The sequence below is a fragment of the Escherichia coli DSM 30083 = JCM 1649 = ATCC 11775 genome (genome assembly GCF_003697165.2).
GTDB classification, from domain to species: Bacteria; Pseudomonadota; Gammaproteobacteria; order Enterobacterales; family Enterobacteriaceae; genus Escherichia; species Escherichia coli.
In genome coordinates this window covers 2,221,415-2,237,168 of record NZ_CP033092.2, presented here as the reverse complement: position 1 = coordinate 2,237,168, position 15,754 = coordinate 2,221,415, and the positions used below count along the sequence as shown (strand labels likewise).

13 protein-coding genes are annotated in these 15,754 nt (G+C 47.3%); 6 read left to right on the top strand and 7 right to left on the bottom strand.

Features of this window, described 5'->3' with window-relative positions:
- Positions 1-2 precede the first annotated feature (2 nt).
- The 5 genes from ydjJ to msrB all read right to left on the bottom strand — a co-directional run bounded on the left by ydjJ (position 3) and on the right by msrB (position 4,642).
- Complete coding sequence (ydjJ, locus tag EAS44_RS11865; RefSeq protein ID WP_000798120.1) at positions 3-1,046, bottom strand: NAD(P)-dependent alcohol dehydrogenase; 1,044 nt, start codon at positions 1,044-1,046, stop codon at positions 3-5.
- 16 nt (positions 1,047-1,062) lie between these two features.
- Positions 1,063-2,442 carry an MFS transporter gene (gene ydjK / locus EAS44_RS11860; RefSeq protein WP_000435297.1) on the bottom strand — a complete coding sequence of 460 codons (1,380 nt, stop codon included), beginning with the start codon at positions 2,440-2,442 and terminating at the stop codon, positions 1,063-1,065.
- A 26-nt stretch (positions 2,443-2,468) separates the two neighbouring features.
- Entirely contained in the window at positions 2,469-3,545 is a 1,077-nt protein-coding gene (gene ydjL / locus EAS44_RS11855) for a zinc-binding dehydrogenase (protein WP_000645197.1), read from the bottom strand.
- 369 nt (positions 3,546-3,914) lie between these two features.
- On the bottom strand, positions 3,915-4,187 hold the full coding sequence (yeaC, locus tag EAS44_RS11850; RefSeq protein ID WP_001046792.1) for a YeaC family protein: 273 nt from the start codon (positions 4,185-4,187) through the stop codon (positions 3,915-3,917).
- A gap of 41 nt (positions 4,188-4,228) precedes the next feature.
- On the bottom strand, positions 4,229-4,642 hold the full coding sequence (gene msrB / locus EAS44_RS11845) for a peptide-methionine (R)-S-oxide reductase MsrB (RefSeq protein WP_001284614.1): 414 nt from the start codon (positions 4,640-4,642) through the stop codon (positions 4,229-4,231).
- 341 nt (positions 4,643-4,983) lie between these two features.
- Here msrB and gapA point away from each other — a divergent pair, with 341 nt between their 5' ends.
- Both gapA and yeaD read left to right on the top strand, forming a co-directional pair.
- Positions 4,984-5,979 carry a glyceraldehyde-3-phosphate dehydrogenase gene (gene gapA, locus EAS44_RS11840; protein WP_000153502.1) on the top strand — a complete coding sequence of 332 codons (996 nt, stop codon included), beginning with the start codon at positions 4,984-4,986 and terminating at the stop codon, positions 5,977-5,979.
- An 83-nt stretch (positions 5,980-6,062) separates the two neighbouring features.
- Positions 6,063-6,947 carry a D-hexose-6-phosphate mutarotase gene (gene yeaD / locus EAS44_RS11835; RefSeq protein WP_001350665.1) on the top strand — a complete coding sequence of 295 codons (885 nt, stop codon included), beginning with the start codon at positions 6,063-6,065 and terminating at the stop codon, positions 6,945-6,947.
- 50 nt (positions 6,948-6,997) lie between these two features.
- On the opposite strand, the gene yeaE is transcribed toward yeaD, so the two are convergent.
- Positions 6,998-7,852, bottom strand: a complete 855-nt coding sequence (gene yeaE / locus EAS44_RS11830; RefSeq protein ID WP_001332110.1) for a methylglyoxal reductase YeaE — start codon at positions 7,850-7,852, stop codon at positions 6,998-7,000.
- An 89-nt stretch (positions 7,853-7,941) separates the two neighbouring features.
- A complete protein-coding gene (mipA, locus tag EAS44_RS11825) occupies positions 7,942-8,688 on the bottom strand; it encodes a scaffolding protein MipA (RefSeq protein ID WP_000163771.1) in 747 nt (248 codons plus the stop codon).
- Positions 8,689-9,123: 435 nt separating this feature from the next.
- Between mipA and yeaG the strand changes: the two genes are divergently transcribed.
- The 4 genes from yeaG to dgcJ all read left to right on the top strand — a co-directional run bounded on the left by yeaG (position 9,124) and on the right by dgcJ (position 15,747).
- Entirely contained in the window at positions 9,124-11,058 is a 1,935-nt protein-coding gene (gene yeaG / locus EAS44_RS11820; protein ID WP_001019882.1) for a protein kinase YeaG, read from the top strand.
- A 112-nt stretch (positions 11,059-11,170) separates the two neighbouring features.
- On the top strand, positions 11,171-12,454 hold the full coding sequence (gene yeaH, locus EAS44_RS11815; protein WP_000219684.1) for a YeaH/YhbH family protein: 1,284 nt from the start codon (positions 11,171-11,173) through the stop codon (positions 12,452-12,454).
- 146 nt (positions 12,455-12,600) lie between these two features.
- Positions 12,601-14,076 (top strand): GGDEF domain-containing protein, encoded by a 1,476-nt coding sequence (gene cdgI / locus EAS44_RS11810; RefSeq protein ID WP_000621391.1) that lies wholly within the window; start codon positions 12,601-12,603, stop codon positions 14,074-14,076.
- A gap of 180 nt (positions 14,077-14,256) precedes the next feature.
- Positions 14,257-15,747, top strand: a complete 1,491-nt coding sequence (dgcJ, locus tag EAS44_RS11805; RefSeq protein WP_000766137.1) for a diguanylate cyclase DgcJ — start codon at positions 14,257-14,259, stop codon at positions 15,745-15,747.
- The last annotated feature ends 7 nt before the right edge of the window (positions 15,748-15,754 follow it).

Here is a 15,754-nt window from a genome sequence, read left to right as displayed (position 1 = left end):
AATTAATCGCTAATTTTAATAACGCCTTTAATAATGTCGCGTTTGTTGTTAACTGACTCTTCAAATGCCTGTTGTACATCCCGATAATCGTAAATATGCGTCACCATCGATTTCACATCGAATCGCCCTGAAGAAATAGCTTCAATCGTGACCGGATAACGATTGGCATAGCGGAATACCGTCTGGATAGTGACTTCGCGATTGATTTTGAGGAAATTGATTGCCGAATCGCCGGGTACAGTACCAACAATCATAATTTTACCGCCGCGCATGACCAGATAAGGTGCCTGTTTAACGGTGACCGCAGAACCCGCTGTTTCAAAAACAATATCTGCGCCCATGTCTTCGGTAAATTGCTGACAGCGTGCAATAGTGTCTTCTTTTGCGCCGTTAATAACCACTGTCGCGCCGAGCTGTTCCGCCATTGTCAGACGTTTTTCCAGCACATCAACGACGGCAATTTCCGTTGCTCCCAGGCATTTGCACGCTTGCAACGTCATCAAACCAATACAACCCGCTCCCAGAATAATTATCTTCTTACCAGGTTTAACATCTGCCAGCATCGCGGCATGCATCCCGACTGCGGCAGGCTCCACCAGCGCCCCTTCCATCGTGTCCATATTGTCTGGCAGTTTGTAAGTAAAGCTCTCCGGATGACACAGATAGTGCGTTAATGCACCGCGGTAGTTGGGTTGTGTCGCCATAAAATCAACGTCCGGGCAAATGTTATATTTGCCTTCCAGACAGTAACGACAGTGACCGCAAGGAACGCCAGGTTCGATATTTACCCGATCCCCCGGTTTAAATTTGCGCACGCGGCTTCCCACAGCCACAACCGTCCCGGCGCATTCATGACCCAGGCCAATTTCTTGATTTGGGTCTTTAGGAGGAATAAACGGGCCTGATTCAAAACCATGTACATCTGAACCACAAATACCGACATATTCCACTTTAATCAAAACTTCATCTTCTTTAGGCACAGGTATTTCTGCTGAAATAATTTTCATTGTGCCCGGCACCTGCAATATTGCTTTTGAATTTTTCATTTTGAATCCACCAGTATTATTTATTGGCTACTGCATCAATACTTAAACTTTCAACGGAGACACCTTTGGTTTCAATTCCAATGGTGGCGATAGCAATTGCGACAATAATTGAAACAGCCCCCAGAAGAATAAAGACTCCCGTTACGCCATAACTACTGAGCAGCACTGCAACGGCATAAGGCGCGGCAATACCACTGATTCGCCCTACCGCATTCGCCAGACCGGAGCCACGGAGTTTGGCCTCTGTTGGCCAGATCTCAGGGACATACACTGCCGAGGCATAGCAAACGTACATATAGACGAAAGTAATCAGGAAGAAACCAATCAGCGTTATGAGCAACATACTGGTTTGCAGTGAATAGATATATCCGAGCACCGCAATCAGGATTAATAGCCCCATCCCCATTGTTTTACGCGGAATTTTATCCATCACCAGCATGACAATAAAAATACCAAATGGCGCGCCAAACATACTCATGGTATTTAAAACAATCGAGTCTTTTAAATTAATTCCCTGGGTCATGAATATCGTTGGCAACCAGTTAATTAGTGTGTACTGCACAACGTTCATGGCAATCAGCACACAAGAGCCTAATATCACGCGTTTCAGTAATACTCCTGTCAGTAAGGCTGAATACGGCACCGCTTGTGGTGCTTTACCGTCATCAGCAATAACCACAGGCGGCAAAGGTTTACCCGTCTGGCGTATGACGCCTTCTTCTATACTCCGCATGACTTTCTCGGCTTCCTGATAACGTCCGCGCGATTCCAGCCAGCGCGGGGATTCAGGAAAGTAGCGCCAGGCCAGCGCCGTAGCGATAAGTGACAATATTGCAGGGATAAGCAGTTGTACCCGCCAGTTCCACTCTGCACTAATCAGCGGCGTGAGTCCCATCGCAATCAATGAACAGAGCGGATATGACCAGTTACCAATAAAGGAAACCCGACTGGACCACGTTCCGCGATTTCTTCCGGGCATATATTCGGTGAAACCAGCAAACAGTGTAACCAGTAAAGCTCCCAGCCCAACGCCCATCACAAAACGGCAGGCAATAAGGAAATCCATATTCGGTGAGAAAGCACCGACAACCATCGAAGCAATATGAATGGCCTCATAGAGGATAAACGCATTTCTGCGACCGGTTTTGTCACCGATGATGCCGCCCACCAGCGCACCGAGAAACATTCCGGCGGTCGTGATTGCTGAGAATGTGGCAGTGGTGGAATTATCTGTCCAGCCCAACGCTTTCAGCTGCGCGAGGATCAAGCCACCAACGGCATTACTCCAGCAGACAAGCAAGCCAAACGCGACGATGGCAAACATTGACGAATGCCAGCGGCAATCCGGTAAGCGATCCAGCCGTGCACCACAATGCGGTTTTGTTATCTGTTCCATGCGATAACGTTCCTTCAGGAGAGTAGTTATTCATCAAAGTCGTAAGTCATGATCACTTTGATTGCAGTTTTATCGACCATCGCATCAAACCCTTCGCGCCATTGCGACAGGCCGATACGATGCGTGATCATCGGTTTGACTTTGATCGCGCCGCTGGCTAATAGCCTGATAGCGTTACGCCATGAGGTGGAGTCATAGGCCATATGCCCAATGATGCTTTTGTTCCAGGCGGTAATGTCATTAATCGAGAAATCAAGAGGTTTGAAGCCCATTCCAACGCGTACCACTTCCCCGTTCGGACGGAGCATTTCGATGGCTTGTTTCAGTGCGATATTGGCACCAGAGCATTCAATCACCAGTCCCAGATTGTCTTTGCCACAAATTTGCTGGCAGCGCGCCACCACATCTTCGGTAGAACCATTTACTACTGCCGTCGCACCCAGTTCTTTTGCAACCGGGAAGCGGACCGCCACATCTTCTTGTAGACCAACGACGACGATATTTACCGCCCCCATAATCCGCGCCATTTGTACGGAGAACAGCCCGAGTGGGCCAGTGCCGATGACGACCACATCCTGACCAGGGAGGAATTTCGCTTGCTGCGCGATGGATTTGTAGGCATTACAAATAGGGTCAAGTACGGCTGCGTCCTCATAATCAACACCATCAGGGATTTCCCACAACGCATGACGATGAATTTTGAGAATTTCACCAGGAACAAGACAATATTTGGAAAAACCACCGCCCCAGGTATTGTTATCCAGACCAAGGTTTACTTTTTCTGTACAACACAGAAAATCACCTTGTTCACAGGCCGGGCAAACACCGCAAACGTGACCGCTGTTATCCGACACGACGCGTTGCCCCACTTTCCAGTCTTTGACTTTTTCACCAACCTGCGCAATACAACCTGCGAACTCATGGCCGCGGATAGAGTTAAACTCATCAGAACCGCTATCGACATTGTAGTGCTTCATGTCTGCGCCGCAGATTGCCGCGGCTTTAATTTCAATCACGACATCTTCCGGGCCACAAATGGGTTGTGGGACATCAATCATCTTGTAGCCGCCAAAGGCCTTGCCAAACCGAGCCAGTGCTTTCATTGCGTCATCCTCTGTGTTTTGTTTTGCTTAGATGGTCATCATACTTACCCACATGATTTTTGAGGTCAACATCAAATCTGTAAAACACAGATAATGATCTGCGTTTTACAACTTGGATCACAATTACGCAGAAAATGGCTGGGGCTGTTACAGGTTGATGGAAGGCGGGACGCAAAAAGAGCAAATTCGAGAGGGATTCCCGGCCAAATAGGCCTGAGACTTAAGTTCATGAGAAGTCATTCAGGTGTGAACGCGACTGCAAGAGATCGGACTGGGACTTAGCCAGGTCGGGGCGAGATAATTGAGATGAGTCGTGGGGTCATTGTTGGCTATCCCCTTTATAACCGCGGCAAAAAGGGGATAAACCACTTACTTAAACATGGCAATAGGCTTTGCTGAGATACCAAAATCTTCTTTTAACTGCTGTTTGCTCTTCATGACCATCTGACCATTTGTGTCAATTGTCATATGCTGTGCTTCGGTATTATGGCGGGCTTGCCACAGCATCACCAGTTGCAGGCAGTTCTCTTTTTGTTCCTCGGTCAACGTAACGCCATCAGGCCATTTCCCCAGTTCAACGGCGGTCGACAAACGCTGGTATACCTCAGGCGTCATGCTGTTGATAATGTCATCAAGATTCATAATTTTTCCGCTCCTGTGGAATAAGTTGCTGAATCGTTTTTTCAACCGTTGATTTCTTCGCCGTTTTCGCCATCAGTGAAGCGTAAAGAAGCAGAGTTAACACAATAACGTTCGCCCGTTGGCTGCGGCCCGTCAGGAAAGACATGGCCCAGATGGGCATCGCAGTTACCGCAACGAATTTCTATGCGCTGCATTCCATGCGACAAGTCTTTGATATAACGAATAGATTCTTCACTCAACGGTTCGTAGAAGCTGGGCCAGCCACAGCCGGAATCATACTTGGTTTGGGAATGAAACAGCGGGGCATCGCAGATCAAACAGTGATATACGCCGTCACGCTTGTTATGCAGTAAACGACCCGTAAATGGCGGTTCTGTCCCATGATTCTGCGTCACGTAGAACTGCATCTCGGACAAATTTTTTTTCAGTTCTTCTGCCGAAGGTTTATTAGCCATTTGCTCACATCTCACTTTAATCGTGCTCACATTACGTGACTGATTCTAACAAAACATTAACACCAACTGGCAAAATTTTGTCCTAAACTTGATCTCGACGAAATGGCTGCACCTAAATCGTGATGAAAATCACATTTTTATCGTAATTGCCCTTTAAAATTCGGGGCGCCGACCCCATGTGGTCTCAAGCCCAAAGGAAGAGTGAGGCGAGTCAGTCGCGTAATGCTTAGGCACAGGATTGATTTGTCGCAATGATTGACACGATTCCGCTTGACGCTGCGTAAGGTTTTTGTAATTTTACAGGCAACCTTTTATTCACTAACAAATAGCTGGTGGAATATATGACTATCAAAGTAGGTATCAACGGTTTTGGCCGTATCGGTCGCATTGTTTTCCGTGCTGCTCAGAAACGTTCTGACATCGAGATCGTTGCAATCAACGACCTGTTAGACGCTGATTACATGGCATACATGCTGAAATATGACTCCACTCACGGCCGTTTCGACGGTACCGTTGAAGTGAAAGACGGTCATCTGATCGTTAACGGTAAAAAAATCCGTGTTACCGCTGAACGTGATCCGGCTAACCTGAAATGGGACGAAGTTGGTGTTGACGTTGTCGCTGAAGCAACTGGTCTGTTCCTGACTGACGAAACTGCTCGTAAACACATCACCGCTGGTGCGAAGAAAGTGGTTATGACTGGTCCGTCTAAAGACAACACTCCGATGTTCGTTAAAGGCGCTAACTTCGACAAATATGCTGGCCAGGACATCGTTTCCAACGCTTCCTGCACCACCAACTGCCTGGCTCCGCTGGCTAAAGTTATCAACGATAACTTCGGCATCATCGAAGGTCTGATGACCACCGTTCACGCTACTACCGCTACTCAGAAAACCGTTGATGGCCCGTCTCACAAAGACTGGCGCGGCGGCCGCGGCGCTTCCCAGAACATCATCCCGTCTTCTACCGGTGCTGCTAAAGCTGTAGGTAAAGTACTGCCAGAACTGAATGGCAAACTGACTGGTATGGCGTTCCGCGTTCCGACCCCGAACGTATCCGTAGTTGACCTGACCGTTCGTCTGGAAAAAGCTGCAACTTACGAGCAGATCAAAGCTGCCGTTAAAGCTGCTGCTGAAGGCGAAATGAAAGGCGTTCTGGGCTACACCGAAGATGACGTAGTATCTACCGATTTCAACGGCGAAGTTTGCACTTCCGTGTTCGATGCTAAAGCGGGTATCGCTCTGAACGACAACTTCGTGAAACTGGTATCCTGGTACGACAACGAAACCGGTTACTCCAACAAAGTTCTGGACCTGATCGCTCACATCTCCAAATAAGTTGAGATGACTCTGTGATCTAAAAAGAGCGACTTCGGTCGCTCTTTTTTTTACCTGATAAAATGAAGTTAAAGGACTGCGTCATGATTAAGAAAATTTTTGCCCTTCCGGTCATCGAACAAATCTCCCCTGTCCTCTCCCGTCGTAAACTGGATGAACTGGACCTCATTGTGGTCGATCATCCCCAGGTAAAAGCCTCTTTTGCATTACAGGGCGCACACCTTCTCTCGTGGAAACCTGCGGGTGAAGAAGAAGTTCTGTGGTTGAGTAACAACACACCGTTCAAAAATGGCGTCGCCATTCGCGGTGGCATACCGGTTTGCTGGCCGTGGTTTGGTCCGGCTGCACAACAAGGTCTGCCTGCGCACGGTTTTGCCCGCAACCTGCCGTGGGCGCTGAAATCACATCGTGAAGATGCTGATGGCGTAGCGCTGACTTTTGAATTGACACAAAGCGAAGAGACGAAAAAATTCTGGCCGCACGACTTTACGCTGTTAGCGCATTTCCACGTGGGTAAAACCTGTGAAATCGATCTTGAAGCACACGGCGAATTTGAAACTACCTCTGCTCTGCATACCTACTTTAACGTGGGTGATATCGCTAAGGTAAGCGTCAGTGGACTAGGCGATCGCTTCATTGATAAAGTAAATGACGCGAAAGAAGATGTACTGACCGACGGTATTCAGACCTTCCCTGACCGTACCGATCGCGTGTATCTGAATCCGCAAGATTGCAGCGTAATTAATGACGAAGCGCTGAATCGTATTATCGCCGTAGGCCACCAGCATCATCTGAACGTTGTAGGCTGGAACCCAGGACCGGCGCTTTCAGTTAGCATGGGCGATATGCCGGATGATGGCTACAAGACCTTTGTTTGTGTAGAAACGGCTTACGCTTCAGAAACGCAAAAAGTCACCAAAGAGAAACCTGCACATCTGGCGCAATCCATTCGCGTTGCGAAACGTTAATTTGCGTTAATATTGTGTGCCGGGTGCGATGCATCCGGCACGTATCAACATCACACCATATCCAGCGCAGTTTTTCCTTTTGGTGCCGGATACGCTTTATCCAGCATAGCTAATTCCGCTGACGAAAGTTCAACCTCAAGCACAGCCGCATTTTGTTGGACATGTGCGACAGTTGCCGCTTTTGGAATCGCCATCACACCCTGATGGCTGATTACCCACGCCAACAATACTTGTGCCGCACTGATATTGTGAGCATGTGCAATTTCGTTGACTACCGCGTTTTTTAACAGTCCATTGCGCAACCGCCCGGCCTGGGCTAATGGACTGTAAGCCATCACCGGCATCTGCTGTTTCTGGCACCAGGGAAGTAGATCGTACTCAATCCCTCGTGAACCGAGATGGTAAAGCACCTGATTAGTGGCACACTGATTTCCCCCCGGCAGCTGCCAGAGTTCCTGCATATCGGCATAATCAAGGTTAGAAACGCCCCAGCGGCGGATTTTTCCCTGGGCGATCAATTTTTCCATCGCTGCGACAGTCTCTTCGAGAGCGAAACTGCCAGACCAGTGTAATAAGTAGAGATCGAGATAATCAGTATTGAGACGGCGTAAACTGGCTTCGCATGCATTTATCGCTTTTTGCCCGCCAGCATTCCACGGATAGACTTTAGAGACGAGAAAGACGTTATCACGCAGACCGATTAATGCTTCCCCAACCACTTTTTCGGCACCGCCATCGGCATACATTTCGGCGGTATCAATGAGGGTTAAACCGAGTTCAATGCCCGCGCGTAGTGCAGCAACTTCTGTTTTACGCTGACTGGCATCTTCGCCCATATACCATGTTCCCTGCCCTATGGCTGGCAGTGAGACATCGCCACTAAATTGAATCATTTTTTGTTGCATTGCTTCCTCCCAGGTATTGCACCACCGTAATGCAAAACAGGGCATGACGCCCTGTTTTTATGCACAAAATGCCCTGGAAAAATGCATTATCAGAATTTGTAGGTGATCCCGGTAGAAATCAGGCCAGTCCAGGATTTATCCACCATTGGGCTGTCAGTAACTTCATCAGACAGACGGGTGTAGCGCGCGGTACCGTAAACACTCCAGTCACCGAGGAAGTTGTAGCTGGCGCTCAGCTCCAGGTAAGGGCTCCAGCTGTCGTTCGGGTTATAGCCACGCAGACCGCTGCGAGCGGACTCTTTGCGCGATACGCCATAATAGTATTCGTTCTGGTTTTCGCTGTTCCACTGCACACCAATACCCGGAGTCACGGTCAGGCCACCGTTGGTGTAACGATACAACCAGGCCATATCCCAGACGATGCCGTTGCTGTTATCCAGGGTATCGCCAGCCAGGGTGGTACGCAGGTAACCGTACTGGGTAAAGTGAGCATAAGACAGACCAGCCATCATGGTGCTCTTACGGTCATCCAGGTGACGCATTTGGTGATCGCCACTGTCTTTAGCTTTGAAGTAAAGCGGCGACCAGTAAGCGGTAATTGAAAGTTTGTCCGTTGCGTCATTCCACAGGTAGTAACCACCACCTAAGCCACGGAACCAGAAGTTATCGCCTTCATAGTTGATTACCGGTACTGGGTAAACATCGGTATCGTAATCTTTATATGGGTGTTCAACGACACCTACGCCTGCGCCCAGGGAAAATTTACCTTCAGCGTGCGCTACGCCTGCAGACGTTGCGATAAGCACTCCAAGTGCCAGAAGTTTGAGTTTGGTCACAATTAATCATTCCTTAAACAAATGTTTAGCGGGCGACAAAGTTTACCCGTCAATACATCGAAACCCAACCTTTTTACGTTTTCATTTTTTATAGTAACTGTTTAATTTTCCTGACGCAGATGACACCACGCTTACAGCCAAATGAATTTAGCGTTACCGGCGACCCTATTATTTACATTAATTATGCAAAATTTATGGATGAGTTGTTGATATGCCATTGAAATTAAGAAAGCCGTGCAGGCAAGTTTTCCATTTGCCATCTACGCTTAATTTTGAAGGTGTATCACCGGGCACGTTGTTCTCATCGTCAATAAAATGGCATGAGAGTTGCTGTGTTTTAGCAAGAGACGTCGTTCAGTTTACCTCTTCCGGGAGCCTCAACTATTCATATGAACGGCTCTTAACCTGTGCTAAAAAACGAAAGGACGGCATACCATGAATATATTCGATCACTATCGCCAGCGATATGAAGCTGCCAAGGACGAAGAGTTCACACTGCAGGAGTTTCTTACCACTTGTCGGCAAGATCGCAGTGCTTATGCCAACGCGGCTGAGCGGCTATTGATGGCTATTGGTGAGCCTGTCATGGTCGATACAGCCCAGGAACCCAGACTTTCTCGACTCTTTTCTAACCGGGTCATTGCACGTTATCCGGCGTTTGAAGAGTTTTACGGCATGGAAGACGCGATTGAACAGATTGTCTCTTATCTGAAACACGCGGCTCAGGGGCTGGAAGAGAAGAAACAAATCCTGTATCTGCTGGGGCCTGTGGGTGGGGGTAAATCATCGCTTGCTGAGCGACTGAAATCATTAATGCAGCTCGTACCGATTTATGTATTGAGCGCCAACGGTGAGCGTAGCCCGGTCAACGATCATCCGTTCTGTCTTTTCAATCCGCAGGAAGATGCGCAGATTCTGGAAAAAGAGTATGGCATTCCTCGCCGTTATCTCGGCACCATCATGTCGCCGTGGGCGGCAAAGCGCCTGCATGAATTTGGTGGCGATATCACTAAGTTCCGGGTAGTGAAGGTCTGGCCGTCAATTCTGCAACAAATTGCCATCGCCAAAACGGAACCCGGCGATGAGAACAACCAGGACATCTCCGCCCTGGTAGGGAAAGTCGATATTCGTAAACTCGAACACTACGCGCAGAATGACCCGGACGCCTACGGCTATTCCGGTGCGCTGTGCCGCGCCAATCAGGGGATCATGGAATTTGTCGAGATGTTTAAAGCACCGATAAAAGTGCTGCATCCCTTGTTAACCGCCACCCAGGAAGGTAACTACAACGGGACGGAAGGTATCTCCGCCCTGCCGTTCAACGGGATTATTCTCGCCCACTCGAACGAATCCGAATGGGTCACTTTCCGTAATAACAAAAACAACGAAGCCTTCCTCGACCGTGTTTACATCGTGAAGGTGCCGTATTGCTTGCGCATTTCCGAAGAGATCAAAATCTACGAGAAATTGCTTAATCACAGTGAATTGACTCACGCCCCCTGCGCCCCTGGCACGCTGGAAACGCTGTCACGTTTTTCTATTCTTTCGCGTCTGAAAGAGCCAGAAAACTCCAGCATTTATTCAAAGATGCGGGTTTATGATGGTGAAAGTTTGAAAGACACTGATCCCAAAGCCAAGTCGTATCAGGAATATCGTGACTACGCCGGTGTCGATGAAGGGATGAACGGTCTGTCGACGCGTTTTGCGTTTAAGATCCTCTCCCGCGTGTTCAACTTCGATCATGTAGAAGTGGCGGCAAACCCGGTCCATCTGTTCTACGTCCTGGAACAGCAGATCGAGCGCGAGCAGTTCCCGCAAGAGCAGGCAGAACGCTATCTGGAGTTCCTGAAAGGTTATCTGATCCCGAAATATGCCGAGTTTATCGGCAAAGAGATCCAGACGGCCTACCTTGAATCCTATTCAGAATATGGGCAGAACATTTTTGACCGTTATGTTACCTACGCGGATTTCTGGATTCAGGATCAGGAGTATCGCGATCCGGATACCGGGCAGTTGTTTGACCGCGAGTCTCTTAACGCCGAGCTGGAGAAAATCGAGAAACCGGCGGGGATCAGTAATCCAAAAGATTTCCGCAACGAGATTGTTAACTTCGTACTGCGAGCCAGAGCGAATAACAGCGGACGTAATCCGAACTGGACCAGCTATGAAAAACTGCGCACGGTTATCGAGAAGAAAATGTTCTCCAATACCGAAGAGCTGTTGCCGGTTATTTCGTTTAACGCCAAAACGTCAACCGACGAGCAGAAGAAACACGACGACTTTGTCGACCGTATGATGGAAAAAGGCTACACCCGTAAACAGGTGCGTTTACTGTGCGAATGGTATTTGCGCGTACGTAAATCGTCTTAACAACCCTGGCCCGGTACACATGCTACCGGGCCTACAGCGACAGCGAACCGTGGGCCAGAGAAGCGGCAACACAGGCGTAGCATACCGTTGGCAAATGTAGTACGGGGGGCATATGACCTGGTTTATTGACCGGCGTCTGAACGGCAAAAATAAAAGCATGGTGAATCGCCAGCGTTTCTTACGCCGTTATAAAGCGCAAATTAAACAGTCGATCTCCGAGGCCATAAATAAGCGTTCGGTGACTGACGTCGACAGCGGCGAGTCCGTATCCATTCCCACGGAAGATATTAGCGAACCGATGTTTCATCAGGGGCGTGGAGGCCTGCGCCACCGCGTGCATCCGGGCAATGACCATTTCGTCCAGAACGACCGAATTGAGCGTCCCCAGGGTGGTGGCGGAGGTTCCGGCAGTGGTCAGGGCCAGGCCAGCCAGGATGGTGAAGGTCAGGATGAATTTGTCTTTCAGATTTCGAAAGATGAGTATCTTGATCTGCTCTTTGAAGATTTGGCCTTACCGAATCTGAAACAAAACCAACAACGCCAGCTGACCGAATATAAAACGCATCGGGCGGGTTATACCGCTAACGGCGTTCCGGCCAATATCAGCGTTGTACGTTCATTGCAGAACTCACTGGCGCGGCGCACAGCCATGACGGCGGGCAAGCGGCGGGAACTTCATGCACTGGAAGAGAATTTGGCCATCATCAGCAACAGTGAACCTGCGCAACTGCTGGAAGAGGAACGGCTGCGCAAAGAGATTGCTGAATTGCGCGCCAAAATTGAACGCGTTCCTTTCATTGACACTTTCGATTTACGTTACAAGAACTACGAAAAACGGCCCGATCCCTCCAGCCAGGCAGTGATGTTTTGCCTGATGGACGTTTCCGGTTCAATGGATCAGTCCACTAAAGATATGGCTAAACGTTTTTATATTCTGCTGTATCTGTTCCTCAGCAGAACGTATAAGAACGTGGAAGTCGTATACATCCGCCATCATACCCAGGCGAAAGAAGTCGATGAACATGAGTTTTTCTACTCGCAGGAAACTGGCGGCACCATTGTTTCCAGCGCCCTAAAACTGATGGATGAGGTAGTGAAAGAGCGTTATAACCCGGCACAGTGGAATATTTACGCAGCCCAAGCATCAGACGGCGATAACTGGGCCGATGACTCTCCGCTTTGCCATGAAATTCTGGCGAAAAAAATATTACCCGTTGTTCGTTATTACAGCTATATCGAAATTACACGTCGCGCGCATCAGACACTGTGGCGAGAATATGAGCATCTGCAATCTACTTTCGACAACTTTGCGATGCAGCATATCCGCGACCAGGATGATATTTATCCGGTGTTCCGTGAACTGTTTCATAAACAAAATGCAACAGCTAAAGACTAAAACTGTCAGCCGGGTCATTATCGCCTGGCTGATTTTTAGCTCACTGTAAATTATCTCATTTATTACATACATTAGCTTACAATCGCTTTAAATATGACAGCATAACCTTTACACAATTTAGTTCCAGAAAACAATCATTCGGAAAAATGATTCGGTCAACACGTATTTCCCTGGGGTTATTCTTTAATTATTTTTTATCGTTAACGAAAATTGATCCTAGTCAAAACTATATATCTCTGCCATCAATAAAATCCAGCACTCACATTGCTCTCCTTTTTATGGTTTCTATGGGTACACAAAAATTAAAAGCTCAAGGCTTTTTTATTTTCAGCTTATTGCTGACGTTAATTTTATTTTGCATCACTACCTTATATAACGAAAATACAAATGTAAAACTCATCCCACAGATGAATTACCTGATGGTTGTTGTGGCTTTGTTTTTCCTTAACGCCGTCATTTTCCTTTTCATGTTAATGAAGTATTTCACTAACAAACAAATTTTACCAACACTCATTTTAAGCCTTGCATTTTTAAGTGGCCTTATCTATTTAGTTGAAACCATTGTAATTATCCATAAACCAATCAACGGCAGTACACTGATCCAGACAAAGTCGAATGATGTTTCTATTTTCTATATTTTCCGCCAACTCAGTTTCATTTGTTTAACCTCGCTGGCGCTCTTTTGTTATGGGAAAGACAACATCCTTGACAACAATAAGAAGAAAACTGGCATTCTGTTGCTGGCGCTGATTCCTTTTTTAGTTTTTCCCCTTCTGGCACACAATCTGAGCAGTTATAACGCTGACTATTCTTTGTATGTCGTCGATTACTGTCCGGACAACCATACTGCGACCTGGGGAATCAACTATACAAAAATATTGGTTTGTTTGTGGGCATTTTTACTGTTCTTTATTATCATGCGTACACGATTAGCCAGCGAACTATGGCCGTTAATAGCATTATTATGTCTGGCATCGCTATGCTGCAACTTACTTCTACTGACTCTGGATGAGTATAATTACACCATCTGGTATATCAGTCGCGGGATTGAAGTTTCCAGTAAACTGTTTGTTGTGTCTTTTCTGATTTATAACATTTTTCAGGAACTGCAACTCTCCAGCAAACTGGCAGTTCATGATGTGCTGACCAATATTTATAATCGGCGCTACTTTTTCAACAGCGTAGAGTCATTATTGTCGCGACCTGTTGTTAAGGACTTCTGTGTCATGCTGGTTGATATTAATCAGTTCAAACGCATCAATGCCCAATGGGGACATCGTGTGGGTGATAAAGTGCTGGTTTCAATTGTCGATATTATCCAGCAAAGCATCCGCCCCGATGATATTTTAGCGCGACTGGAGGGTGAGGTATTTGGCTTGCTATTTACCGAACTCAATAGTGCCCAGGCAAAAATCATTGCGGAACGTATGCGTAAAAATGTCGAACTCCTGACCGGCTTTAGTAACAGATATGATGTTCCTGAACAAATGACCATCAGTATTGGCACGGTTTTTTCAACGGGTGACACGCATAATATCTCGCTTGTCATGACGGAAGCAGATAAAGCCTTACGCGAAGCGAAAAGCGAAGGGGGCAACAAAGTGATTATTCATCATATTTAAGTGCAAAAATATTCAGAGCCATGCTTTTTGCGTGGCTTTTGCATACAATTTATTACTATTACCCCTAAATTTCCCCTCCCCAGCGGCGCAGAGATGAGTATAATTAGCGCCCCTGTGCCAGGCCGCAATCGAACTTTATCTGGTTTTCTCGTTTCACTAACCGAAGGAGTGCCATTTATCATGAAATTGCACCATAGAATGCTCCGGCATTTTATCGCCGCAAGTGTCATTGTGCTGACATCTTCCTTCCTTATTTTTGAACTTGTCGCCAGTGACAGAGCAATGAGTGCCTATCTGCGCTATATCGTGCAGAGAGCAGACTCCTCCTTTCTTTATGATAAGTATCAGAATCAGAGTATTGCCGCGCATGTGATGCGCGCTCTCGCTGCTGAGCAGTCGGAAGTGTCGCCAGAACAGCGGCGCGCCATCTGCGAGGCTTTTGAGTCTGCCAATAATACCCATGGCTTAAACCTGACTGCCCATAAATACCCTGGCTTACGCGGCACACTACAAACCGCATCCACTGACTGTGACACAATTGTGGAAGCTGCTGCACTATTACCCGCTTTTGATCAGGCAGTGGAAGGCAACCGCCACCAGGATGATTACGGTTCAGGTCTTGGGATGGCCGAAGAGAAATTTCACTATTATCTCGATCTCAATGACCGCTATGTCTATTTTTATGAGCCGGTTAATGTTGAGTACTTTGCGATGAATAACTGGTCCTTCCTGCAGTCAGGAAGTATTGGCATCGATCGCAAAGATATTGAAAAGGTATTTACCGGGCGTACCGTATTATCGAGCATTTACCAGGATCAGCGTACTAAACAGAACGTGATGAGTTTACTGACGCCGGTATATGTCGCAGGGCAGCTAAAAGGGATTGTGCTGCTGGATATTAACAAAAACAATCTGCGGAATATCTTTTACACTCATGACCGCCCTCTCCTCTGGCGTTTTCTCAATGTCACGCTAACTGATACAGATTCGGGGCGCGACATTATCATCAACCAGAGCGAAGATAATCTGTTCCAGTATGTCAGTTACGTCCATGACTTACCGGGCGGCATTCGTGTCTCGTTATCCATTGATATTCTTTACTTTATCACGTCTTCGTGGAAAAGCGTTCTGTTCTGGATTTTGACGGCGTTAATTTTGCTGAATATGGTGCGGATGCACTTCCGTTTATACCAAAATGTGTCGCGAGAAAATATTAGTGATGCGATGACTGGACTGTATAATCGCAAAATTTTAACCCCTGAACTGGAGCAGCGGTTGCAGAAACTGGTGCAATCCGGTTCTTCGGTGATGTTTATTGCAATTGACATGGACAAGTTAAAGCAAATAAATGACACCCTTGGTCATCAGGAGGGGGATTTAGCGATTACGTTATTAGCTCAGGCGATTAAACAATCGATTCGTAAAAGTGATTATGCCATCCGACTCGGTGGCGATGAATTCTGCATCATTCTTGTCGATTCGACGCCGCAAATTGCAGCACAACTGCCTGAACGTATCGAAAAACGTCTGCAACATATCGCGCCGCAGAAAGAGATCGGCTTCTCTTCCGGTATTTACGCGATGAAAGAAAACGATACGTTACATGATGCGTATAAAGCTTCCGATGAGCGTTTATATGTCAATAAGCAGAACAAAAACAGCCGTTCATGATAATCTT